This window comes from Streptomyces sp. LHD-70 (assembly GCF_031157275.1).
Lineage (GTDB): Bacteria > Actinomycetota > Actinomycetes > Streptomycetales > Streptomycetaceae > Streptomyces.
In genome coordinates, this window is sequence record NZ_JAVIFW010000010.1 from 295,672 (window position 1) to 320,080 (window position 24,409).

The 24,409-nt window shown below is 68.9% G+C and carries 18 protein-coding genes; 9 read left to right on the forward strand and 9 right to left on the reverse strand.

The annotated features are described in order from the left end of the window. Positions 1-19 precede the first annotated feature (19 nt). From RCO28_RS21900 to RCO28_RS21915, 4 genes are all read left to right on the forward strand, one after another. On the forward strand, positions 20-517 hold the full coding sequence (locus RCO28_RS21900; RefSeq protein WP_308942883.1) for a nucleoside deaminase: 498 nt from the start codon (positions 20-22) through the stop codon (positions 515-517). A 250-nt stretch (positions 518-767) separates the two neighbouring features. After that, the gene (locus RCO28_RS21905) at positions 768-1,571 is read left to right on the forward strand and encodes a VOC family protein (RefSeq protein WP_308942884.1); all 804 of its coding nucleotides are present in this window, start codon (positions 768-770) and stop codon (positions 1,569-1,571) included. Between the two features lie 208 nt (positions 1,572-1,779). Next, the gene (locus RCO28_RS21910) at positions 1,780-2,994 is read left to right on the forward strand and encodes a DUF418 domain-containing protein (RefSeq protein ID WP_308942885.1); all 1,215 of its coding nucleotides are present in this window, start codon (positions 1,780-1,782) and stop codon (positions 2,992-2,994) included. Between the two features lie 115 nt (positions 2,995-3,109). After that, positions 3,110-4,075 carry a pirin family protein gene (locus RCO28_RS21915; RefSeq protein ID WP_308942886.1) on the forward strand — a complete coding sequence of 322 codons (966 nt, stop codon included), beginning with the start codon at positions 3,110-3,112 and terminating at the stop codon, positions 4,073-4,075. 1,237 nt (positions 4,076-5,312) lie between these two features. Here RCO28_RS21915 and RCO28_RS21920 read toward each other — a convergent pair. From RCO28_RS21920 to RCO28_RS21930, 3 genes are all read right to left on the reverse strand, one after another. Beyond that, positions 5,313-6,146 carry a hypothetical protein gene (locus tag RCO28_RS21920; protein ID WP_308942887.1) on the reverse strand — a complete coding sequence of 278 codons (834 nt, stop codon included), beginning with the start codon at positions 6,144-6,146 and terminating at the stop codon, positions 5,313-5,315. Continuing rightward, positions 6,143-7,972 (reverse strand): hypothetical protein, encoded by a 1,830-nt coding sequence (locus tag RCO28_RS21925; protein ID WP_308942888.1) that lies wholly within the window; start codon positions 7,970-7,972, stop codon positions 6,143-6,145. The genes RCO28_RS21920 and RCO28_RS21925 overlap by 4 nt, the downstream gene beginning before the upstream one ends. Positions 7,973-8,715: 743 nt before the next feature. Beyond that, complete coding sequence (locus RCO28_RS21930; protein WP_308942889.1) at positions 8,716-9,666, reverse strand: ornithine cyclodeaminase family protein; 951 nt, start codon at positions 9,664-9,666, stop codon at positions 8,716-8,718. A gap of 210 nt (positions 9,667-9,876) precedes the next feature. Between RCO28_RS21930 and RCO28_RS21935 the strand changes: the two genes are divergently transcribed. Continuing rightward, a complete protein-coding gene (locus RCO28_RS21935; protein WP_308942890.1) occupies positions 9,877-10,500 on the forward strand; it encodes an MFS transporter in 624 nt (207 codons plus the stop codon). Then, positions 10,497-11,228, forward strand: coding sequence for an MFS transporter (locus RCO28_RS21940; protein ID WP_374991215.1), 732 nt, complete (start codon positions 10,497-10,499; stop codon positions 11,226-11,228). The genes RCO28_RS21935 and RCO28_RS21940 overlap by 4 nt, the downstream gene beginning before the upstream one ends. 87 nt (positions 11,229-11,315) lie before the next feature. Here the strand turns inward: RCO28_RS21940 and RCO28_RS21945 are convergent, their stop codons facing one another. Both RCO28_RS21945 and RCO28_RS21950 read right to left on the reverse strand, forming a co-directional pair. Then, positions 11,316-12,572 (reverse strand): SLC13 family permease, encoded by a 1,257-nt coding sequence (locus RCO28_RS21945; RefSeq protein ID WP_308942891.1) that lies wholly within the window; start codon positions 12,570-12,572, stop codon positions 11,316-11,318. 152 nt (positions 12,573-12,724) lie between these two features. Next, on the reverse strand, positions 12,725-13,867 hold the full coding sequence (locus RCO28_RS21950; RefSeq protein ID WP_308942892.1) for a PrpF domain-containing protein: 1,143 nt from the start codon (positions 13,865-13,867) through the stop codon (positions 12,725-12,727). Positions 13,868-13,994: 127 nt separating this feature from the next. On the opposite strand from RCO28_RS21950, the gene RCO28_RS21955 reads away from it, so the two are divergent. After that, the gene (locus RCO28_RS21955; protein WP_308942893.1) at positions 13,995-14,984 is read left to right on the forward strand and encodes a LysR family transcriptional regulator; all 990 of its coding nucleotides are present in this window, start codon (positions 13,995-13,997) and stop codon (positions 14,982-14,984) included. Positions 14,985-15,032: 48 nt separating this feature from the next. On the opposite strand, the gene RCO28_RS21960 is transcribed toward RCO28_RS21955, so the two are convergent. From RCO28_RS21960 to RCO28_RS21975, 4 genes are all read right to left on the reverse strand, one after another. After that, positions 15,033-15,650 carry an MBL fold metallo-hydrolase gene (locus RCO28_RS21960; protein WP_308942894.1) on the reverse strand — a complete coding sequence of 206 codons (618 nt, stop codon included), beginning with the start codon at positions 15,648-15,650 and terminating at the stop codon, positions 15,033-15,035. An 11-nt stretch (positions 15,651-15,661) separates the two neighbouring features. Beyond that, entirely contained in the window at positions 15,662-16,750 is a 1,089-nt protein-coding gene (locus RCO28_RS21965; RefSeq protein WP_308942895.1) for an S-(hydroxymethyl)mycothiol dehydrogenase, read from the reverse strand. Positions 16,751-16,863: 113 nt separating this feature from the next. Beyond that, positions 16,864-18,219, reverse strand: a complete 1,356-nt coding sequence (locus RCO28_RS21970; RefSeq protein WP_308942896.1) for an MFS transporter — start codon at positions 18,217-18,219, stop codon at positions 16,864-16,866. Positions 18,220-18,270: 51 nt separating this feature from the next. Beyond that, complete coding sequence (locus RCO28_RS21975; protein WP_308942897.1) at positions 18,271-20,322, reverse strand: FAD-dependent oxidoreductase; 2,052 nt, start codon at positions 20,320-20,322, stop codon at positions 18,271-18,273. A 229-nt stretch (positions 20,323-20,551) separates the two neighbouring features. Between RCO28_RS21975 and RCO28_RS21980 the strand changes: the two genes are divergently transcribed. Then, complete coding sequence (locus RCO28_RS21980) at positions 20,552-22,273, forward strand: GntR family transcriptional regulator (protein WP_308942898.1); 1,722 nt, start codon at positions 20,552-20,554, stop codon at positions 22,271-22,273. Positions 22,274-22,479: 206 nt separating this feature from the next. Next, positions 22,480-24,375: an APC family permease gene (locus tag RCO28_RS21985; RefSeq protein ID WP_308942899.1), complete on the forward strand. Its 1,896-nt coding sequence runs from the start codon at positions 22,480-22,482 to the stop codon at positions 24,373-24,375. The last annotated feature ends 34 nt before the right edge of the window (positions 24,376-24,409 follow it).

Sequence of the window (24,409 nt, forward strand, 5' to 3'; positions counted from 1 at the left end):
AGCGTAGGAAGGACGAAGGATGGAAGCCGCCGAACTGCCGTATCTGCGCCGCTGCGTGGAGCTGGCCGCAGAAGCGCTCGACGCCGGGGACGAGCCCTTCGGCTCCGTGCTCGTGAACACCGAGGGCAAGATCCTCGCCGAGGACCACAACCGCGTGGCGGGCGGCGACCACACCCAGCACCCCGAGTTCGCCCTCGCGCGCTGGGCCGCCGGACACCTGAGCCCGCAGGAGCGCGCCGCCGCCACCGTGTACACCTCCGGCGAGCACTGCCCGATGTGCTCCGCCGCACACGCCTGGGTCGGCCTGGGCCGCATCGTGTACGTCGCCTCCTCCGCCCAACTCGTCGACTGGCTGGCCGAGTTGGGGGTGCCGCCCGCGCCCGTACGGCCTCTGCCCATCAACGACATCGCCCCGAACGTACGGGTCGAGGGCCCGGTCCCCGAGCTGGTGGAGGAGGTCAGGGAACTGCACCGCCGCCTGCACACCGGTGCGGCAGGAACGACCGGCACCGGCTGACGGCCCCGGCTGACCGCCACAGCCAGGGAGGCCACCGGGCGACCCGCGCATGCTGACCGCTACAGCCCGGGAGGCCACCGGCTGACCGCCACCAGCGCCGACCACCAGCGGCTGACCGCCACAGCCCAACCGCCCCACCCGGGAGGCCACCGGCACGGGCATCCCCATCCACCGTGCGCCCCGCCCCCACGCCGCCTACCGTGACAGGGACAGGTACACAAGGCCGGGGGCCGGAAAGGGCTGGACCACCATGACCGCATTCGCGGACGGCACACCCTGCTGGGTGGATGCCATGTTTCCCGACGTCGGCGCCGCCCAGGAGTTCTACGGCGAGCTGCTCGGCTGGACCTTCGACGAGAGCTCGCCCGAGTTCGGCGGATACACCCAGGCGTACGCGGACGGCAAGGCGGTCGCCGCCGTCGTACCGCAGCTGCCCGAGATGGCCGGGCAGCCCGCCGCCTGGAACTTCTACTTCGCCTCCTCCGACGTGGCCGCGACGGCGGAGAAGATCACCGCCAACGGCGGCAAGCTGGTGATGCAGCCGATGGCCGTGGGCGACTTCGGCACGATGGTCACCGCCCAGGACCCCAGCGGGGTGCACTTCAGCGTGTGGCAGGCGGGCAACCACGAAGGCTTCGCGAAGGCGGGCGAGCCCGGCTCCGTCTGCTGGGCCGAGGTCAACACCCGCGACGTGGCCAAGGCGGACGCGTTCTTCCCGGCGGTCTTCGGCTTCGGCGAGAAGCAGATCGTCGACGAGCAGATGGACTTCCGGCTCTGGGAGGTCGCCGGGCAGCCGGTGATCGGCCGCTTCAAGATGGGCGATGACATTCCGGCCGACGTACCGCCGTACATCAGCGTGTACTTCGGTGTGGAGGACTGCGATGAGGCCGTCGCCACCATCCAACGCCTCGGCGGCCAGGCGTTCTTCGGCCCGATGACCACGCCCTTCGGCCGCTTCGCCGCGGTCGCCGACCAGCAGGGCGCGGCCTTCGCCGTGATCGACCCGACGACGACGGAAGGCGACATGCCGGAGCTGGCCGAGCCGCCGAGCTGACGTCTCACTGAACCGGCAGCACATCGGGGTGTCACTCACACAGCCGTGAGTGACACCCCGACCGCCGTCCCCCCTCGGGCCAGGCCCGGCTACATCGAAGGATGTACCGCGCACACCCCAGCTCTCCTCACTGCTCACGACGATCCCGCCGCCCCCAACGGCCACGATGGGAGAACCGCAGGGAAACCGAGCCGTCGAGGAGACGCTGATGCCGCACGTCCAGCAAGACACGACGAGCCCGTCGGCGGCGGCGACGCCCCTCACCCCGCCACCCGCCGCAAGGGGCCGCCTCCCCCTCCTCGACGTGCTGCGCGGCGTGGCGATCATCGGCACCCTGATGACCAACGTCTGGATCTTCACCGGTCCGGGTGCCGAGGTCGGCTTCCTCAACGGGGCCGCCGGGGCGAGCCTGCACACCCTGCTCGACGACCCGACACCGGGCAACGCCGCGGAGAGCGCCTTCCGCTTCCTGGCCGACGGCAAATTCCTGTCCCTGCTGACCGTCCTCTTCGGCGTCGGCCTGGCCATCCAGTACGACTCGGCGTTGCGCAAGGGCCTGAAGTGGCCGGGCCGCTACGACCGCCGAGCCCTGTTCCTCTTCGCCGAGGGACTGCTGCACTTCATCCTCATCTTCGCCTGGGACGTACTCATGGGGTACGCGGTGACCGCGTTCCTCGTAGCCCGGCTGCTGAACCGAAGCGACCGCTTCCGGCGCGGCGTGATGTGGACGGCCGCCGGCCTCCACCTCACCGTGATCGGTCTGCTCACGTTCGTCCTCGCCGCCGCCCCCGAGGCCGACGGAAGCGGCGCCGACGACGCGATCGCCCTCTACGCGGACGGCAGCTACCTCGACCAAGTCCTGTTCCGCCTGCGCAACATGGCCGCCCTGCGCATCGAACCGGTGCTCTCCTTCGGCCTGTTGGTGTTCCTGTTCCTCCTCGGCGCCCGCCTCCACCGCGCCGGCGCCTTCGCCCAGAACACCACCGGCCGGACCCTGCGCACCCGCATGGCCACCTGGGGCCTGACGATCGGACTGCCCCTGAACGCGGCCGTGTCCCTCGCGGGACCGGACTGGTTCCTGATCGGCCGCTACGTCGCCGCCCCCGTCGTCGCGATCGGCTACATCGGCCTGATCGGCGCCTTCTTCGACCGCGTCCGCCACCCCGGCCCCCTCACCCACGGCCTCACCGCCCTCGGCCGCTGCGCCCTCTCCGGCTACGTACTGCAGAACGTCCTCTGCGTCCTCCTCGCGTACGGCTTCGGCCTCGGCCTCGCCACCCGCCTCGCGGATACCGGCCCCTGGTGGGTGATGGGCCTGTGGGCGGCGGTCTCGCTCACCCTCATGGCCGGTGCGGCGCTCTGGCTGCGCCGCTTCCGGCAGGGCCCGTTGGAGACACTCCAGAAGCGAGCCCTCAGCCGCTGACCGCACGAGGTGCCGTACGTGCCTGCCGCAGGTGTCGGCGTACGCACCCCCGAGCGGGGTACGGGGCCCCGTCGAGCCATGTCTGGTTGTCCCCGTCTCAGCTAGGTTGTCCGGCATGAGCAACCTAGACCGTCAGGCCTCCCTGTCCGTCTGCGGTGGGCGAGGCTTCGTCGTCGCCGAGCCGGTACGTGAACTCCTCAACCCGCGCCACGTCCAGCTCGGCGAGTCCACCGAAGTCCGCCGACTGCTCCCCAACTTGGGCCGCCGCATGGTCGGCGCCTGGTGCTTCGTCGACCACTACGGCCCCGACGACATCGCCTCCGAACCCGGCATGCAGGTCCCACCCCACCCGCACCAGGGCCTGCAGACCGTCAGCTGGCTGCACGAGGGCGAGGTCCTGCACCAGGACTCCCTCGGCAGCCGCGCGACGGTGCGCCCGCGCGAGCTGGGCCTCATGACCTCCGGCAGCGCCATCAGCCACTCCGAACAGTCCCCGGTGCCCCACCCCCGCTACCTGCACGGCGCCCAGCTCTGGGTCGCACTGCCGGACACCCACCGCCACGTCGACGCCCACTTCGAACACCACGCCACCCTGCCCCAGGCGACGGCGCCCGGCCTCACGGCCACGGTGATCCTCGGCTCGATCGACGGCTCGACGTCCCCCGGCACGACGTACACCCCGATCGTCGGCGCCGACCTCGCCCTCACGGCAGGCGCGCACGTCCAACTCCCCCTGGAACCCGACTTCGAGTACGCGATCCTGTCGATGTCCGGCGAGGTCCACGTGGACGACGTCCCGGTCCTCCCCGGCTCGATGCTCTACCTCGGCTGCGGCCGCACGGAACTCCCCCTGCGCGCGGAGTCGAACGCGGGCCTGATGCTCCTCGGCGGCGAGCCGTTCGCGGAGGAGATCGTGATGTGGTGGAACTTCATCGGGCGCTCCAACGAGGATATCGCACAAGCCCGTTCGGACTGGATGAGTGGTGACAGGTTCGGTGAGGTGAAGGGGTACGAGGGGGACCCGCTGCCTGCTCCTGAGCTGCCCGCTGTGCCGCTTAAGCCGCGGGGGCGTGTGCGCTGAGCTGGGGTTTCATCGTGGGCGGGACGAGTTCTGGCCCATGGTGCGAGCTGCGCAGATTGATGGTCGCGTCGTGCTTCTCCATCATGGTTTCGAGCTGGGTCGGGGGAGGGTCGGGCGTGACAAGGTGAACCCTTGTATGACCGGGTAAGGCAAACCTAATGCTGACCCAATGCTGACTCTACTGACACGTAATCAGCTCTTGCGAGTGTGCGGTGTGGATGTCGTCTCCCTGTGTGCGCGAGGTCTCCCCATTGCTGTCGGCGCTTCGTTGCCGATGGTGTTCGGATCGCCGAGAGGGGGCGAAGGGGAGGGGGTGAAGGGGTGGGAGAGCCGATCGAAGCCGTGATCTTGGTGTTGTAGAGAGTGAACAAGAACTGGAAATGGCTGCGCCTTCGCAACTGCACCGCTTCACACGGCCGTTGCGCTCAGTGGCATCCGGTACGGTCGTCCGCCCGTCGAGGCCAGCACTGCGGTGGCCGGGTTCCGGTGGCGCTGGCGACTCAGTTCCAGCCTCAGCTTGGCCGGAGTTCCACGCGGACTGGTTCCCCGGAGCGGTCCTCGACAACGACATCGGGACGTACGTCATGAAGTTCACTGGTCGGGCGCCCTGAGCTGCGGTTCTGACTGCAGTCGGGCGCCTGAACTGCAGCGATGCGTCTTTCAGGAGCTTTCGCAGTCGTTCGCCTTTATGCGGCCGGAACTCCCCACAGCCTCCCCCGGCGAGGGCCGATCTCCCCAGGAACTGCCCCAGGAATCGCAGGGACTGCTGGCCCAGGAGGGTCCGAATGTTTAGTGATCCAGGCCTTGAGGCGGCGGCTCTGTCGGTTTGGCCCTAGCCGCCCGCCCCAGGCTGACGGCCCCACTTGGTACATGTCGTAGAAATCGTCTTCTGGCGTCTACGCGGTCCGGCTCGCTGCCGTTCACGCAGGCGGGGCCTTCGTGGTCCAGGTGTGTCGGCCGTGTTGGTGAAAGTCGCCTGACACGTGATGGTTGCTGAGGCCCCCGCCGGCTGGTCTCTGTGCGCGGAGGTTGGCGGCCCCGACACCACCGCGGACGTACGCATCACCGACCCGGACGACCCCTGGGACGAGTAGTGGTTGCAGCTCGTTCTCCAGGCGGACGATGTCGATGTTGGAGCGGGGGAGCCCAGCGCGGCTGCCGTCCTTGCTCCGGACCGCGGCCTCGCTGTACGGCTGAGAGGCTCACTTCGGATGCCCGGACGGCACCGTTCAGGACACTACGAGCCTTCGATTCCGCCAGAGCGAAGAGGATGCGGGGCTGACTTCGCCATGGTGACCTTTTCGATCCCCGCAGAGACGACCGCCCCACTGGTTGCCACATCGCTGAAGGTCACGTTCCAACTGTGGCCGTGTAGACGCTGCTGTTCGCGGCGGAGCGCGTCATGAAGCGTCCGCATGCCAGGGTCGAGGATCCAAGTCCCTTTCCGGTAGTGCTTGAACCCGAGACGTGACCACGCAAGGCCAAGGCGAGTGCGAGCAGTGGTGAGGGCCGCCTCGTCCGCTTTCTCCCAGGATCCCGGCGGGGGCACAGGTGCGTCGTCGTCTTCCAGGGGGCCGGGGAACAAGGCGAACACCCCAGCTCCGTGGCTGAGGTAGTCCAGGGCCAGTCCGGTGAGGTAAATGCCGAGCCCCTGTCCACGAAAGCGCCGGTCCATCCTGACGCGGTCAACGATCGTGGTCTTGCCCGGGAGCGCTAGGTGCTCGTACAACTCGTTCCGGAGGTGCCCCTGCTCGGGGTCGTACAGGGCGGTCCCGATCTCGCAGAGATCGACGCTGAGGGCATCGAGGCTCTCGACGATGTTCGGCGAGCGCCAGTGGTCGACGACGTACAGCTCGATCGTCCCGAAGCAGGGGCCGGGGCCTTCGTCATTGAAGTGCATGCCGATGTCCCAGCGCTGGACGCTGTCGTCGTGCCAAGGTCCGAGCCAGTGTTCGCTTGAGTAGCTCAGGATGATGTCGTCGATGCCCACCGCCTGCACACGCATGCAGGGGGTGGCCTGGTGCTCGGCCGGCGGAGCCTGGGCGGGTGGCGGGATGCGGACGTCGTTCACGACTCCTCGCTCTCAGGGCGAGCGTGAGGGATCAGCGGCCGGGTGCTCTCATGCTCGGTGACGAGCAGCCCGGTCGTGGAAGCCGGAAGCACCTGGGGGGTCGTGAGGATGATCTGGGCGTCGTCACCCGCGGTTGCTGCGCAGACCTTCAATGCGGCGTTGGCGAGGCGATCGCCTTCGGGGCCGCCGCCGAGGCCGTCGAAGGGGGCGTCGAGCCACTGGGTGGCAGGCAGGCGGACGAGTGGCATGGTACGGGCGGCTTCGAGGCACATGAGGTGGTAGGCCGTGTGGGCCAGACTCACCAGGCCCGCGGAACGGGCGAGTTGCTTCATCGACCGGTTATTGATCTTGGGGGCGAAGGTCTTCGGTTCGATCACAGCAGTGCGGATTTTGTCGGGCGCCATCGGAATCAACAGGTCGGCGAAGATCTGCGACAGCCACTTCGCAGTCTGCCGACGGTGTTCCTGGGAATCTCCCTCCGCGGCCGCCCACTCCTTTGCCGCCTCGTCCGCCCGCTTCGACAAGGAGCCGGCGAGCTTTTCGAGTTCGCCGATCCGGACCAGCTCCTTGCGCCGGTCTTTCACTTCGGCCAACCGGGCGCGCGCCTCGGTCTCGGCGGCGGCCGCCTGGGCCAGAGCCTTCTCACGCGGAGTGATCTCCTTCGCGCGGTACGCCTCGGCCCGGCCAGCCAGCCGCTCGGACTCACCCTCTGCCTTTCTCCGCGCCTCGATGCCCTTCTGCGCTGCCTCCTGCAGGTCACGCAGGTCCTTCTCCGCGGCCACCGAGGCGGCCTTGGCCTTCCTCAGTTGCTCGTCTCGCGCAGCCTGGCGGGTGGGAAGGCCGGGATCCGGCTGTCGGCAGAGCGGGCACAGCGGGCCCGCCCCGGACAAGTCGCGCAGCAGTTGCTCGCAGTCTGGGCAGTGTGTCCGGCCCCGGGCTGCCACCTCGGCCTCGGCCTGAGCGCGGTTGGCCAGCGCGCGTCGCTCGTAGACCGGCGCGAGCGCCCGCTGGGCCCGGTCCGCCGCGCCGCCGGCGTCGGCTACCGTCTTCCTCCCGGCGGCAGCCTCCTTCTCGCGGAGCGTCAGCACCCCGCGGTGGTGGCTGATCGCGTCGGCGAGGTACAGGCGCTCATCCGCCCAGTGGTCGGCGGTCTTGGCGTACGTCTCCTGCTGCATGTCGAGGTCGAACGGGGTGGGAAGCTCGTATTCGAGGCGCTGCTCGATCGCCTTACGCAGCGCGGTCTTGGTCCGTGTCTCCTTGCTTGCGGCAGCCTTCGTCTCGGCCTTGAGTCGGGCGGCTTCCTCATCGAGCACACCGAAGCAGACCTCCAATGTGACCTGTAGGTCCTGGTTTTTCACCGAGCCGAACAGCTCGCGGCCCGCCTGGTGCTGCTGCAGGTACAGCAGCACCAGCACGCTTTCGATGGTCACGTTGCCGCGCGGAGTTTCCACCGGCGGGATACCCATCAGCTCCAGGGAGAACGAGCCCGCAGGCTCCTCGCCGGCCTCTGGCCGCACGGCCCGGGTCTCGAACTCCCCGGTGTCCTCGTTGAGGAAGATCACTTCCCGGGAGGTGAGGTCGAGGGTCGCCGTCCACACCCCGGTGTCGGTCCGCACGACGGTCCGGACGGCCTCGCACTGCTCCACGATGACCGGCGACAGCTCCACCGTTGTGGCACCCAACGCCGCGAACGCCGCTTCCGACGCCGTGCTGCCCCCGGACCCGATGCCGGCCCGCAGCTGCCTCAGGGACGCATCCAGATCAATGCCGCCCCAGACCCCGTCGATCTGGAACTCTTCCTTTAGGAACACGAACGTGCCGGGCATGCCATCCCCATCATTCACGCGAGCCGTCCCCTGCTGGGGCCGTCGAACCGCCTCAACGCAACCGTGGGTTCGGGGATGCTGGGTGACCTGGGCCTTCCATCCATCGAGCGACGACCTTGCGATCCGGGCTGACGTCGTGATTGACGGCTTCTTCAGGGCAGTGGCCTGGGACTGTTCGAGGCCAGCTGGGCTCCAGCGGGCGCCCCTCCCGGGAGCGCACGTCCTCTTCCGTACTGGACTTCATACAGAATGCACCCAGGTAGCGGCGATGGACGGACTCTGACACGAACGCCAGTGCATCTCCGCTGGCCAGGAGATGCTCGAGCGGCACATGTCTCGAACGACTTCACGGCTTGACGAACTGCTGGGTCTCATGAGGGGAGGCTCGACATTGATCCGGCGGCGCATGATCTCATCGACGGTCGCCTCCGCGGCGTTCTGCGGAGCGGCGAAACCGCCCAGCTCGAGCACGGGCAGCGGGTTCCGATGGCGAAGTGCTGCAGCGCATGGTGTTCAGGAGCCTGCGGATGGGCCCGTCTGCCCGACCGTGATGAACGCTGGATCAGGAGGGCAAGACTCGGCGCGAATGGCCCATTGCAGCAGCACTTGTGCGTCCCGTGAGGGGCTTCCACCTGGTCGGACAGCTACAGCAAGGATCCGCCCACCGGACCATGTGAACTGACTGAGGTCCAGAGGGAGTTCGCGTGCTGCTGCCTGACTGGTTGGTCAAGTGGAGGCGGCGATCACGAACCTCGGTGAACGTTGCGGGCGGCGGCGTCCGCAACGACCGCGTCTTGCCACGCCATCCCGGACCCCTTGAACAACACCGGCTGTGTGGCGTCGAGTTCGAGGTCGCCGCGCACCACCTCGGCCATGGGCAGCAGCCGCGAGGCCGACAGGACGCCCTCCGCCACTGGCAGGACGATGTCCCCGCATTCCCGCAGCGCCGTAGTGGGGTCTTCCACGACGACCTGGGCGCGAGCTGCGAAGGCCGAGTCCACCTCGCGGGCGTCCGGACCGTGTGAGCCCACCGCCAACACAACTCCTACGTCTGGGAGTTGAGTCGAGTCGAAGAGCGGTTCGGCGGCGGGCGTCGCGCACACGATGAGGTCGGCGTGGCGCAGGAATGCCTCGCTGTTCTCCGCCGCGACCACCTGGTCGTCCCCGACCAGAGCCTGGTCCACTCGTGCCGGGTCGCGTACGATGTACGTCACCTCTGCGAGGTCGACGCCGACGTCCCGCAGTGTCCGCACGTGCCCCGTGCCCTGGGGGCCAGCGCCGAAGACGACGCTGTTCCAGCGGTGTCCCGGCCGGGTCAGGAACGGCAGTACTGCGGCGACCGTCACCGCGGGTGTTCGCAGCGTTGTGAGCGCGGCACCGTCGACGACTGCGACGGGAGTGAGTGACGGGGGCCGGAAGACCAAGTGGACGCCCTGGATACGGGGCAGACCGCGTTCGGTGTTGCCGGGCACGGCGGAGATCGCCTTCACTCCCACGCCGAACTCTGATGCGGCCGGCATGGACAGCAACTGCCCCTTGCCACGCGGTAGTTCAAGGATGGAGCGCGGTGGATCCGCCGCCGGGTCGAGCCCTCCGGCCAGCGCCGCCCGGATCGCGGCCACCGCCTCCCGCGGCGGCAGCAGCTTCGGCAGCTCCTCGGCGCCGATGTAGTCGATGGCCATGACCTGTGCCAACGTGCGCTCCCTGTTCGCGTGCCGAGCCCCGCAGTTGGGGCCCACGGAGCCGCCAGCATCGTCGATATCGACGCAGGACGCATCCCACATCTGTCGCGACAGCACCCGGGAATCTTCGACTCGTGTCGTACAGCCCCGGCGTCCGTGTCCCCAACACTCTGACGACAACACCCCCCGGTTCCCATCGCTCGTCCTCCGCGAGCAGCCCACGTGACCAGCACGCAGCCCGACGGCGCCACCGTGCCCGAACTCGACAGAGCCACCAAGATCCGGGTTCTGCTCGGCAGTATGAGCGGAAGCTCGATCGAGTGGTTCGACTTCTTCCTCTACGCGACCACCACGCCCCTGGTCTTCGACAAGCTCTACTTCCCCACGAGCAACGCGACGGTTTCGCTGATGCTCTCGTACGCCGCCCTCGCCCTCACCTTCTTCGTACGCCCCTTGGGCGGTGCCCTGTTCGCGCACATCGGCGACCGCGTCGGCCGGAAGAAGACGCTCGTCCTGACCCTGTCCCTGATGGGCGGCGCGACCGTCGCCATCGGTCTCATCCCGACCTACGCAGTGATCGGGATCTGGGCACCCGTTCTGCTGGTCACCATGCGTCTGGTCCAGGGTGTCGCCATCGGCGGGGAATGGGGTGGAGCGATTCTGCTGGCCTACGAGTACGCGCCGAAGCATCGCCGCGGGCTGTTCGGCAGCGTCCCCGCGACGGGTGCCACCATCGGTCTGCTGATGGCCACGGCGGCGATGTCCGCGGTCAACCAATTGCCCGAGGAGCAGTTCCTGTCCTGGGGTGGCGGATCCCCTTCGTCGCCAGCATCGTCCTGGTCCTGATCGGTCTGTGGATCCGCGGCCGCCTCGACGAGACGCCGGCCTTCCGTCGCGCGCAGGAACGGAACGAGATCGCGAAGCTCCCGCTCGTGGAGACCGTCCGCGGCCACTGGCGCTCCGTCCTCGTCGCGATCGGTGCCAAGGTCGTGGAGACTGCGCCGTTCTACATCTTCGGGACGTTCAGCGTCGGCTACGCCACCGATGTCCTGGACCGGCCCGAGAACTCCGCACTGATCGCGGTGAGCATCGGCGCCGCAGTCGGAACCGTGATGATCCCCGTCATGGGTTGGCTGTCCGACCGCCTCGGCAGACGCCCGGTCTTCGTGGTGGGAGCGGTCCTCCTCGGCGCCGTCGGATTCCCCTACTTCCTGCTGCTGCAGGCCGACACAGGAGGTGCGCTCGTCCTGGCCGCCGTCCTTTCCATAGGCCTGGTGTGGCCTGCGGTCACCGCGACCCTGCCCACCATGGCCTCGGAGATCTTCTCCACCCGGGTCCGCTACACCGGCATCACCCTCGGCTATCAGATCGGCGCCGCACTCGCTGGTGGCACGGCGCCGCTCCTGGCCACGTTCCTGATGGCGGAGTTCGACGACCACTGGCTGCCCATCGCGCTCTACCTCGCGCTGCTCGCGGTGGTGTCCATCGCCAGTGTTGCGGCCGCGGGCCGGTTGGCCGACAAGGAGGAGCCGGTGGGCGAACCCAGAGCCAAGGTGCCCGCGGCCGCCGAGTAGCCGCACGGAAACACGGAGGTCGGTCCGGGGTAAAGCTCCCCGGACCGACCGTGGCCTCAACTCGCTTGTGCCAATGGGCTATTGGCCTCAGGACCAGGGCAGGACGAGTGCCCCCCAGGCCACAACGGGCCCCGCGGCGACGATGCCGCAGGTGTAGCCGAGGACCTGACGGTAGAAGCCGCGCCGCTCCACGCCCCGGGCGTTGCTCAGCACCAGCGCCCCGTTGGTGGAGAACGGCGAGACGTCGACGATCGTGGTGGACACGGCGAGCGCGGCTATCAGACCGGTCGAGCTGAGGTGGCTGGACAGCAGCAAGGGAACGGCGATCGGGATGATGGCGGTGAGGATCGCCGTCGAGGAGGCGAAGGCGGAGGTGACGGAGACCGTGAAACAGAGCAGGAGAGCCACGACGAGCGGGGTCCCGAAACCGGCTGCGTGCTCGGAGATCTTCTCGATGACCCCGGCGTGCTCCAGCATCGCGATATACGTCATCATGCCGCCGACCAGCAGCAGGGTGTGCCAGCTGATGCCGTCCACCGCCTTCTCCTGGCGCTTCATGTCCAGGAGGGCCAACAGCGCACCGGCGGCCAGGGCGAGGACACCGATCTGCATCTGGAATCCGAGCGCACACACCACCAGTGCGGCGAGGGTGGCAAGCGTGGCCCCCTGGTGCCAGGTGGCCCGCTCCGTGCTTGCGTCGCCGACCATCGCCTTCTGCTCGGTCTGCGCGGACGGGTCTGCCGCCGTCGTACGGCGACGCAGGGCCGCGAAGGTGAGCAGGGACAGCAAGAGGTTGACGGCGAAGCTGGCGAAGAACAGGGTCGCCGGTGCGACGGACAGGTCGGTGTCCTCGACCATGCCGAGCACCAGCGCGCCCGAGACAGCCATGGGGGAGAAGGCCCCGGCATGGGCCCCGCTGATCACCATCATCCCGGTCATGAGCGGGTTGATGTGGTAGCGGAAGGCGAAGTTCATCGCGATGGGCACGAGGATCGCCACGGCGGCGGGGGTGAAGGTGCCCAACGAGGTCAGCACCCCGGCCAAGGCGAAGAGCACCCAGGGGATCAGCGCGGTCCGGCCCCTCACCAGGCGGACTCCGGCGGTGACCAGCAGATCGACCGTGCCGTTACGGCGGGCCACCGCGAACAGATAGGTGACGCCGACGATGGTGAGGAAGAGCTCCACGGGGAAGCCCTCGAATATCTGGTCCTCGGTCATGTTCAGCGCGGTCGTCCCGACCGCGAACGATGCGACGAAGGCCAGGATGCCGATGTTGATCGGCAGGATGGTGCCGACGACGAACATCACCAGAAGCGCGCCGACGGATACCAGCTCAGGAGACATAATTGTCCTCTTCAACCTGCGGAGGGGGAGATGGGCAGGGGGCCGGATCGGCCGGAGGCGTGCCAGAGAGGAAAGCACGACGAACAAGGGGAAGAACAGTCCCGAAGGGACACTGCAGGCGCCGGTGTATGCGGCTCACCGGGGGGCAGGGGTCAGGCGGCTGCCGGGAGAGCCTGGTCGCGTACGAGGATGCGGGCCCGGCACAGGATACGGGCGGCTCGGGCGACGGTGACCCGGTCGGGCCCGGCGCCCGAGGATTCGACCGCCAGGACGCCCGCAGGGGTGCCGATGCGCAGGACGCGGCGGCCGGGCGCGGTGGAGGCGTTGGCCACCACGGTGCCCTCGACGATGTTGGCGGCGGCCAAGGCGACCGCGGAGGTGAGGCCGATGGCCGGGTGGGGGGAGTTCATGGACAGCATGCGTACGGACACGTCGTACTCGTCCGCGGCCACATGCTCGCCCAGGGTCGTCGTGTAGGCGACGGGAGGGCCGACGAGCCCCGCCTTGGGGACCGCGTCGCCGGGCTCGGCGCCCGCCTCGGCCAGCCCCATGAGGACGGCGGCGGTATGGCGCGTCGCGCGCAACCAGGGCACTTCGACGCGCATCTCGTCCAGCGTCTCGGCTCCGGTCCGGCCGGCCCGTAGAGCGTCCACCAGGACGACCGGTGCTCCGGCGTCCACCATGCTCACCTTCGGCGGCGCCGTGGAGGCTGGGATGCTTGCGCCGCCCGCCAACTCACCGAGCCGCAGTTCCTGGGCGGGCAGGCCCGTGGGCAGCAGGTGGCCGGTTGTCGCACCCGCCGGGTCGCGGAAGGTGAGTCCGACCGGAACGCCACCGGCCAGGGTGCCGGGGACCGTACGGTCCCCGAATTCCTGGACCCGGCCGCCTGGAGTGGCCACCTCTGCCTCCAGTACGGCGCCCGTGTTGATGTTGCGCATGACCACGGGGGTGCGGTCACCCTTGAGCGGCACCAGGCCCTCGGCCACGGCGTAAAGGGCAATGGCCGTCGCGCAGTTGCCGCAGTTGCTGCCCCATTCGACGGTGCCGGTTCCGATGCCGACCTGGGCGAAGAGGTAGTCGATGGCGACGCCGTCGTGAGCACTTGCTCCGACCACAGCCGCCTTCGATGTGGTGGGGGTGGCGCCTCCGACGCCGTCCAGCTGAACGGGGTCCGCTGCGCCATAGGCGTCGACAAGTACGCGCTCGATCCGGTCGCGGTCGGCTGGCATGTGCACCTGGGGGAAGAGCCAGCACTTGCTGGTTCCACCTCGTACCAGGGTTGCGGGAACGTGCATGTCAGAGTGTCTTTCTCTCAGCACAACGGGTGCGGGGCCGCTGCGTTGCGCAGACTCTCGCAGAGCCGTTGGCTTGAGCACAATGTCTCTCTTCTTGAGTGGGCTTTAGCTGAACTAAACTCGCAGCATGCTCAATGTTCGCCGCCTGCTGCTGCTCGCCGAGGTCGCCGATCGCGGCTCGCTGACCGCCGCCGCCGAAGTGCTGTCCATGACGACCTCGGCTGCCTCCCAACAGATGTCTCAGCTTGAGCGCGAGGCCGGACAGCCGCTGATCGAGCGGCTGCCTCGTGGCGTGCGCACCACCGCCGCGGGCGCTGCGCTGGCCGAGCGGGGCCACGCCATCCGCCGTGAACTCCAGGCTGCGGAAGCCGACTTGGAGGCCTTCGGGCACCTGGACCGCGGAGTGGTGACGCTCGGCTCCTTCCCGACAGCCAGTGCCTCGCTGCTCCCGCTGGCTCTGACCCGCTTTCGCCGGGCACACCCACAGGTGCGCACGGTCGTACGCGCCGGAGTCCTTGCCCAGCTGCGCGAGATGCTGCACACCGGCGAGGTGGAGCTGTCACTGCTGTGGGACTACGACTGGAACCGTGTCGACGACGATCAGTTGATCCTCACGCCGCTCCTCGAGGACCCGACGGTGCTGGTCGTGCCCGCCAGTTCCCCGTTGGTCGCCTCCGGCCGCGTACGACTTTCCGACCTTGCCGACCAGGAATGGATCATCCGCGCTGAGAACCATCCGGTCGCGGACGTGCTGCGCCGCGCCTGCCGTCGGGCGGGCTTCGAGCCACGTATCGCCTACGCCTCCCACGACTACCAGGAGGCCCAGGCCATGGTTGCCGCCGGCCTCGGCCTGGCCCTCGCTCCCCGCCTCGCCCTGACCAACCGGCGCAGCGACGTACGCCTGCTTCCGGTGTCTCCTGAGCCCACTGCGCAGTCGGCGCAGGAGCAGACGGTCAGTGAGGTCGCCCCGATTCGTCGCATTCTGCTGGCCAGGCCGGCCCAGCGCGTCGCCACGCCTGCGGTGCAGGCGATGGCCCGTGTGTTGCACACCGTGGCAAGGGGCTTCACCGACCCTGGATTGGACCGCTCTCAGCTGGGCGCGGTGCGGGCGCGCTGACGCATCATGAGCGCCACTTGACCATCAGGGAACGCGCAACTCCGTTTCTCACCGCTTCTGAAGGTCCGCAGATTCGGTCCGCACCGTCGTGGACTCCCCATGCCCCGGGCGTACGACCGTGTCCGGGGGCAGGCCCAGGAGCCGGTCGCGGATCGAGCGGATGATGGTGGGGAAGTCCGAGAACGACCGGCCCGTGGCGCCGGGGCCGCCCTTGAACAAGGTGTCACCGGTGAAGACGGTGCCCAGGCCGGGGGCGTACAGGCTGATCGCTCCCGGGGTGTGTCCGGGGGTGTGAAGGACTCTCAACTCTGTGCCTGCCACTGCGAGTTGGCGGCCGTGGGAGAGATGGCCGTCCGGCTTGCGGTCCTTGTGAACCGTCTGCCACAGGAAGTGGTCGTCGAGGTGGAGGAGGATCGGTGCGCCCGTCCGGTCGGCCAGGGCCGGGGCCGCGTTGATGTGGTCGTTGTGGGCGTGGGTGCACACGACGGCCGTGACCCGGCGCCCGGCGACCGCCTCGGTGATCTTCACCGCGTCGTGGGCGGCGTCGATCACGATCACCTCCTCGTCGTCGCCGACGAGCCAGACGTTGTTGTCGACCTCCCAACTGCCGCCGTCCAGGCTGAACGTGCCCGAGGTGACGACGTTCTCGATACGCACGCTGTGCATCGCTTCGCCGGTCACAGCACGACCACGGATCGCAGGACGCCGCCGCGGTGCATCTTCTCGAAGGCCTCTTCGACGCCGTCGATGCCAATCTCCTCGGTGACGAACTTGTCCAGCGGCAGGCGGCCCTGCAGGTGCAGATCGACCAGCGTGGGGAAGTCGCGGGACGGCAGGCAGTCCCCGTACCAGGAGGACTTGAGGGCTCCGCCGCGGCCGAAGTAGTCGAGCAGAGGGATCTCCGGGGCGGCCATGTCGGGAGTGGGGACGCCGACGAGGACGACCGTTCCGGCGAGGTCACGGCTGTAGAAGGCCTGCTTCCAGGTCTCGGGACGGCCCACCGCATCGATCACCACATCCGCGCCGAAGCCGCCCGTGGCCTTACGGATGGCCTCCACCGGGTCCACCGCGGTGGCGTCGACGGTGCGGGTGGCGCCGAACTCCTTGGCCAGTTCGAGCTTTCGGGGGTCGCGGTCCACGGCGATGATCGTCCCCGCTCCCGCGAGCTGAGCGCCTGCGATCGCCGCGTCACCCACACCACCGCAGCCGATCACTGCGACCGAGTCGCCGCGGCCGACGTTGCCGGTGTTGATCGCGGCGCCGATTCCGGCCATCACACCGCAGCCGAGCAGGCCGGCGACCTGCGGGGACACCGCCGGGTCGACCTTGGTGCACTGGCCTGCGGCCACCAGGGTTTTCTCAGCGAAGGCCCCAATGCCGAGCGCCGGAGTGAGCTCCTGCCCGGAGAGTAGCGTCATCTTCTGCGTCGCCGTGTGCGTATCGAAGCAGTACTGCGGCCTGCCCCGGCGACAGGCACGGCACTGGCCGCACACCGCACGCCAGTTGAGGACGACGTAGTCGCCCGGTGCGACCTCGGTGACACCCTCGCCGACCGACTCGACGACACCCGCCGCCTCGTGCCCGAGCAGGAACGGGAACTCGTCGTTGATGCCGCCCTCGCGATAGTGCAGGTCGGTGTGGCACACCCCGCACGCCTGTACCTGCACGACGGCCTCGCCCGGACCGGGATCGGGTACGAGAATGCGTTCCACCTTCACGGGCTCCTTCACGGAGTGCGCGACGACGGCACGTACTTCCTGCGACATCTGTGGTGCTCCTTGCGTGGGGTGCGAGTGGCGGGGTGCGCCGACTCCGGTCAACTGGAATGTGGTCAGTGGATGTTGAAGGCTTCTTGTGCCCAATGGGGCGTGAGCGGAAGTCAGGCCTCGCTGGGTATCGGCTTCGTCTGCGGGGGAGTGGCGTCGAGCGACGCGCTCTCGTGCAGGGCCATGCCGCGGGTCTCCGGGGCCCAGACGACGGAGACGACGGCGCCGATCAGGCTGATGGCGGCGGCGGCCAGCATGGTGCCGCCGATGCCCCAGCTGCTGAGGGCCACCGGCACGAGATACGTACCGACCGCGGCCCCGATCCGGCTGAGGGACGAGGCGACGCCGACCGCCGAACCGCGTACTTCCGTCGGGAACAGTTCGTTCGGGTAGATCCACTGCAGGATCTGCGTGCCGCCGATGATGATCGCGTACGCGGCGAACAGCGTCATGATCACGGCGTCCGGGGCGTCGGGGAAGATGCCGAGGACGAGCAGCGCCAGGCCGGACCAGACGAAGCTGTGAATGACCAGAGGGCGGCGGCCCATGCGGTTCACGGTCAGCAGAGCGACCACGCAGCCAAGCAGGAACATCACGGTGATCAGCGCCTCGCCGATGTTGGCGAGTCCGTCCTCCAGGTTGAGCGCGTCCATGATGGTCGGGCCGAAGGCGTAGATCGCGAAGAGCGGTACGACGGAACAGGTCCAGAACACCGAGATGTAGAGCATCCGCTTGCCGTATCCGGACCGCAGGATGGCCTTGAAGTCGATGTTCTCGCTCTCCTCCTCCGGCAGGTCCGCGATGCTCGCGGTAGGGCCGTACACCTGCTTCAGCACCGCCTCGGCCTCCTGCACGCGGCCCTTCTTGACCAGCCAGCGTGGGCTTTCCGGCGTACCGAGCCGCAGCATCACGATGATCGTGGCGGGGAGCGCGGCGCTCGCGAGCATCCAGCGCCAGCCGTCGTCGCCGACGTTCAGCAGCATCTCGCCGACGATGTAGGCCGCGGCGGCGCCGACGAACCACATCACGGTCAGACCGCCGAGCATCGGCCCGCGGTAGCGGCGCGGGGTGAACTCGGCGAGCAGGGACGTGGCGATGGGATAGTCCGCGCCGACGGCCATGCCGATGAGCAGTCGCAGGACGAACAGCCAGACCGGGTCGGTGGCCCAGAACTGGGCGACGGAGCAGACGATGAGGGCGATCAAGTCGATGGTGTAGAGGGTCTGGCGGCCGAACTTGTCGGTGAGCCAGCCGCCGGCGAAGGCGCCGAGAAAGATGCCGATCAGCGCGGATGCGCCGATCAGGCCCTGGGCTGAGTCGGACAGGTTTTGCTGCGGCGTGATCTGCACCATGGCGACGCCGATGACGCTGAGGACGTAGCCGTCGAGGAACGGGCCGCCCGCCGAGTACAGCGCGAGCTTCTTGTGGAAACGGGAGAGGGGTGCGTCGTCCAGGACGTGTGCCGTCATTGCGGCCTCCGGGATGAGGGAGAGGGGATGCTTCACACGGGCAGGGGCGGTTTACACGGACAGGGCGAGTCGGCGCGCGTCGTACATCGCGGCGTGGATGTTGCGGGAGGCCACGGCATCGCCGATGCGGTACAGCGCGAATCGCCCTTTGGGGTTGGTGGTGAGGTTCTGCGGCGCGACGGAGGCGAACGCGTCGAGGTCGAGCTCGCCGAGGTTGGCGGAGGCGTCCTTGAGCTCCAGGTACAGGTCGTCGTTCGGCACCGTGCCGTGCTCGACCACGACCTGGTCGACGGCCCGCTCCTCCTCGCTGCCGGTGTACGCGTTCCGCAGGACGGCCACGAGAGCTCCGTCGGCCTTGCGGATCTCCCGCAGGTGGTGGTCGGGGGTGAGCCGGACGCCCGCCCGGTAGAAGTTCTCCAGGTACGCCGGATACAGGGTGCCCTGCACGTCGTGGCCCACCATGCGGTCGGGAGAGACGATCTCGACCTCCGAGCCCGCCTCGGCGAGCCGCTCCGCGGTGGAGAGCGCCTGGTCGCCGCCGTGGTCGTCGAAGACCAGGACGCGGCGCCCGGGTGCCACGTCGCAGCTCAGGATGTCCCAGGTGGTGACCGCATGGTCCACGCCCGTGACGTGCTGCGGCGAGGCGGGCAGACCACCCGTGGCGACCACCACGATGTCCGGATCGAGCGCCAGGACGTCCTTCGCCTCGGCGTAGGTGTTGAGCCGTACGGTGACGCCGAGCCTCCGGGCCTCCGCCTCCAGCCAGTTGACGATGCTGAGCAGTTCCTTCTGGCGTTCGTTGGCGCGGGTGGCGAGCTGGATCTGGCCGCCGAGCTTGCTCGCAGCCTCAAGGAGGGTGACCTTGTGTCCGCGCTCGGCGCCTGCCCGTGCCGCCTCAAGGCCGGCGGGGCCGCCGCCGACGACGACCAGGTGTTTGCGGCGCGGAGCAGCGGGGGCGATCTGCGGGATCAGGTGCTCGCGCCCCGTCGCCGGGTTGTGCACGCAGAGCGCGTCGAGCCCGACGTAGATCCGGTTGAGACAGTACGAGGCGCCCACGCACGGGCGGATCCGGTCCTCCTCGCCGGCCTCCAGCTTCTTCACGATGTGCGGGTCGGCCATGTGGGCGCGCACCATGCCCACCAGGTCGACGCCCGCCTCCTTCAGGGCGTGCCGTGCCGTGGGCAGGTCGGCGATGCGGCCGGCGTGGATCAGCGGGAGGTCGACCTTGTCCTTGAACGCCTTGACGAGGCCCAGGTGCCCGCCGAGCGGAGCACCCAACGGCGCGATCATCTGGGCGAGTTCGGCGTCGGTCGTGGCGGAACCCGCCGTCAGGGAGATGAAGTCGACGAGCCCTGACTCCGCGAGGCGCTGCCCGATGGCGATCGAGTCCTCCGGGGTGAGCCCACCCTCGGCCAGCTCGGTGGCGCTCATCCGGATCCCGACCACGTACTCCTTGCCGACCTGCGCCCGGACCTCTTCCAGCACTTCGAGGACGAACCGCAGCAGGTTCTCGAAGCTGCCGCCGTAGAGGTCGGTGCGCTGGTTCATCCGCGGCGACCAGAACTGCTCGATGAGGTGACCGCCGTGCCCGCTCACCTCGACACCGTCGAGCCCGGCCTCCTTGCAGCGCAGCGCGGCCGCGCCGAAGGCCCGTACGACCCGGCGGATGTCGAAGTCCTCCATCTCCTTGGGGAAGCTGCGGTGCGCCGGTTCGCGCAGTGGGGACGAGGAGAGCGCGGGCAGCCAGTCGGCGGTGTCCCAGTCGATGCGGCGGCCCATGTGCGTGATCTGGCACATGATGGCGGCGCCGTGGGCGTGCACACGGTCTGCGGTCTCGCGCAGGTACGGCACGATCTCGTCGGTGCCCAGGTCGAGCTGGCCGAACGTGGACGGGGAGTCGATCGCGACGTTCGCGGAGCCGCCGATCATGGTGAGCGCCAGGCCGCCCTTGGCCTTCTCCTCGTGGTAGCGCTGGTAGCGGAGCTTGGGCATGCCGTCCTCGGCGTACGCCGGCTCATGGCTGGTGCTGACGATGCGGTTGCGCAACCGCAGGCTCCCGAGCTGGAACGGCTGGAGCAGCGGGTCGACGTTGGCGGATGTCATCTGCGCACCCTCTCGGTGGGTCGGATCATCTCCGTACGGTTCTGATGTGCTCGTCGTCCGAGGTGGGCGGCGGTGCGGACGCCGGACCCGGCGGGCGGAGCGGCCCTCGTACGTCCTTCGAGCTAATTGCGAGGGAGTATGTGAGCCTGGTCATGTTGTTGACAAGAGCAGGAGACCCAACTGGGGCATCTCTCTCTCCCTGAGTCGGAAGTTCACCTACGATGGTGTGATGGTCGGCCGTCCGCGCGATTCCCTGACACTCACCGACACCGAGCGGGGCACGCTCCGGCGCTGGGCCGAGAGCCCCAGCTCCACCCAGGCGCAGGCGCTACGGGCCCGCATCGTGCTCGCCTGCGAGCGACTGCCCACCAGCATCGGCGTCGCAGCGGAGCTGGGCGTCTCTAGGGACACGGTCGCCCTGTGGCGGTCCAGGTTCCTCGCCGAGCGGCTCGACGGGCTGTGCGACCAGCCGCGTCCGGGCAGGCCGAAGGCCGTTCCGGAGACCGCCGCCGACGAGATCCTGCATACGATGCTGCAGCGCCCGCTCCATGGCCGCGCCTCCTGGTCCACACGCTCGGTGGCCGCGGCCACCGGTCTGAGCCAGACGACCGTCAGCAGGATCTGGCGCACCTGGTGGCCGAGCCCGACGGCCGCCGACTCACCGGCGCACGAATTGCTCGGTGTCCACTTCGGCCCCGCTCTGCGTGTCCTCGCCCTGCGCCGGCCGGTCGACTCTGTCGCCCGGGCGCCCCGCAACGGGTTGCCCACCGTCCTCGCCGCGGCTGAACACTGCCGCCGAGCTGCCCCCGCCGGGGAGGCGGAGGGGAACGCGATCAGAGTCGACATTGCAGCGGCCGCTGCCTCTCTGCGTGCGTTCCTGGCCCTCCTCGACGGCAAGGTGCCCGCGCCGGTGGATGTCCAACTCATTGTCGATGCAGAGGAGTTGGGTAGGGGAGCGGGTCTCGGAGCGGGCCCGCTCGCCGGGTGGCGCCGACAGCACCGCTTCTCCGTGGAGTACACCTCGACGCGCGCTGCCTGGCAGGCCCGCGCCCGCAATGTGATCGGCCTGGCGGAGGTCGCGGAGCAGGTCCACAGATGGCCTGCGGCAAACGAGCGGGAGTTCACCTGGGTCCGCGAGGACCTCCCCGCGCCCTCTCCGGCCAAAAGCGGAATGAAAAACGACTCACGAGCACATACAACACCCGTGGTCGGGCAGGTCGCGTTCCGAGGTGGCGCGGCCGGGGCGTCGGACGGCACACCACGCCTTGCCGACCAGGTCGTCTACGCGCTGAAGGAGGCGATTGCCGCCGGACAGTTCGCGGCGGGTGAGCGGATCACCGAAGCCCCGCTGGCCGCCCGCCTCGGCGTCAGCCGTGGTCCGGTCCGGGACGCGCTGCGCACCCTCGCCGAGGCCGGACTGCTCGAACTTCTACCGAACAAGGGCGCACTGATCCCCACCATCCACGCCGCCGACGTCCTGGAGACCTATGCATCGCGCGCTGCCCTCGGCGACGTACTGCTACGGCGCCTGGTGACCTTGGAGCCTGCGGCCCTGAAACCTGTCAGCGCCGCGCTCGACGAGGCGAGAACGGCCGTGCGGCTGGGGGACGCGCAGGTCATGGTCGAGGCGGACACCGTGTTCCAGGACGCGTTCGCGGACGCCGCCCAACTGCCGCGCACCGCCCTGCACTTCCGCAATCTCAGCATGCAGCTGAGGATGTTCGTCTCGATCCTGGGCCTCGACTACGCGGACGCCGGCGAGCGGGTCGTACGTCAGGACGCGGCGATCCTGGACGCGCTGCACAACCGCTCTGGGAACGACGCCGTACGGCACTGGCGGGCGAAGATCGAGTACATGGTGCGGTACATGGCAGCCCAGCTGCCGCAGGAGGACTTCGACGCCCGGCTCTGGCTGACCATCGCCGGGCACCGCCCCGGGCCGGGGCAGTAGCGGGCCCAGACCGGTCGCTTCGCGATCTCCTACAACTGCCGGAATCCCGCTCCGTATCTCCGACAACAGTGGCGGCACAACGCGCCGTGACCTGCCCCAACATGGTCGGAACCACACAGCCGGGCCTGACGGCGAGGGAAAAATGCACACCGGTGGCCACTCCTTCCAGCACTCGGGCCCGCGCCCGAAAGAAGGAGCACCACCTCATGACGCAGCCGCTCAAGCCGGCGCTGCCCGACGAGGGCGCGGACGGCAAACTGCGCCGCACCATGACCCTGCAGCAGGTCCTGTTCCTGGCCATCAGTGGCCAGATCGGCTCGGGCTGGCTCTTCGCAGTGCTGACCGCTGCTGGTGTGTCGGGGCCAGCTGCGATCCTGTCCTGGGTGATCGGCGGCGCGATCATCACCCTGATCGCGCTCGCGTGGATGGAGGTCGGGGCGGCGCTGCCGCGCTCGGGGGCCATCGTGCGCTACCCGTACCTCACCCACGGCGGCCTGACCGGCTGGATCATGGGCTTCACCTACTGGATCGCGAATCTTTCCCTGCCCGCGATCGAGGCGCTTGCCGTCCTCACCTATCTCAGCGGCTCGTTCCCGGAGTTGGGGCTCCTGGAGGTCAAGGACGGCGTATCCGTCCTCGCCTGGCCGAACGGCATCCTCGCGGGCATCGCACTGATGGCGTTCTTCTACCTCGTGAACATCTTCGGCGTACGGCTCCTGAGCGAGGCCAACCGGTGGGTGACCTGGTGGAAGATCCTCGTGCCGATCGCCACGTTCCTGCTGCTGTTCTTCACGTTCAACTCGTCCAACTTCACCGCGACGGGCCTCTTCCCGATGGGCGGCGGCTCCGTCTTCGAGACGGTCGCCATTTCCGGCATCGCGTTCACCCTCACCAGCTTCCGCGGCGTGCTCGACTTCAGCGGTGAGGTCGTCAACCCGAAGCGCACGATCCCGCTCGGCACGATCGGCTGCATCCTCATCCCGCTCGCCATCTACGTACTGCTTCAGGTCGCCTTCATCGGCGCTGTGAGCTGGTCGGACGCCGGTGTCGGTGTCGGTGACTGGGCGGCGCTCGCCGGTAGTTCCTGGGCGGACGGGCCGCTGGTCCACGCCCTGCGGGCCGCGTCGATCGGGGCGCTCGGCGCCTTCGCTACTGTCCTGCTGATCGACGCGGTCGTCTCGCCCGGCGCGTCCGGCTATGTGTTCCTCGGCGTCACGGCCCGGGTCGGTTTCGGCCTGAGCATCCACGGCTACTTTCCCAAGGCCTTCCAGAAGACCAACAAGCACGGCGTGCCGTGGGTCTCCACCGTCGTCTCGTTCGTCATGGGCTGCCTGTTCTTCGCACCTTCCCCGAGTTGGGCGCGGCTCGCCGGGTTCATCAGCACGGCCATGGTGTTGAGCGCCCTGATGGCTGCGGTGTGTCTGCCGGTCATGCGGCGGTACGCTCCCGACCTGCAGCGCCCGTTCGTGCTGCGGCAGGCCGGGTTCTGGGCGCCGGCGGGCTTCTGCGCTGCTGCCGCGCTGATCTACTGGGCGGGCTTCGAGACGCTGGTCAACATCACTGTCCTGGTCTTCGGCGGCCTGGTCGTGTACGGCGCGCACTACGGCCCGTTCCGTGGCTGGACCGGTCGCGGGGCCGGGGTCGGCGTCAGCCTCGTCTACTTCGTGGCCTGGTGCTGGGTGACCGCGCGCGGCGGCTGGTTCCTCGCGACTAACGACCAGGCGGCTGAGGGTAGTTGGACCTTCCCTTTGTACTGCGCGGTGAGCAGTGTCCTGATCGTCGCGTACTACGGAGTGCTCTGGCTGCTCAGCAACGGCGAGGGCCGCAGGCACCTGGGCAGCGGACTCTGGCTGGTCGTGCTGCTGCTCGGCACGCTCCCACTGTCGTACTACGGGGAGTTCGGCCCCGGCGCGGCGTGGGCGTTCCCCGTCGGCACGCTCCTGGAGACGGCCCTCGCCCTGGCGGTCTACTACTGGGCCGTGGCCGTCGGCTTCGCCACCGAGGAGCTCAAGGAGGCCGTCGCGCTGGAGATCCATCGCGCGGAAGTGGAGGCGCAGCAGGCAACGGCGGGCGAGGGAACGGCCGTCACTGCGGCGAAGTAGCAGCAACGCGAGAGGCCGTCCGGGGAGTGTGCTC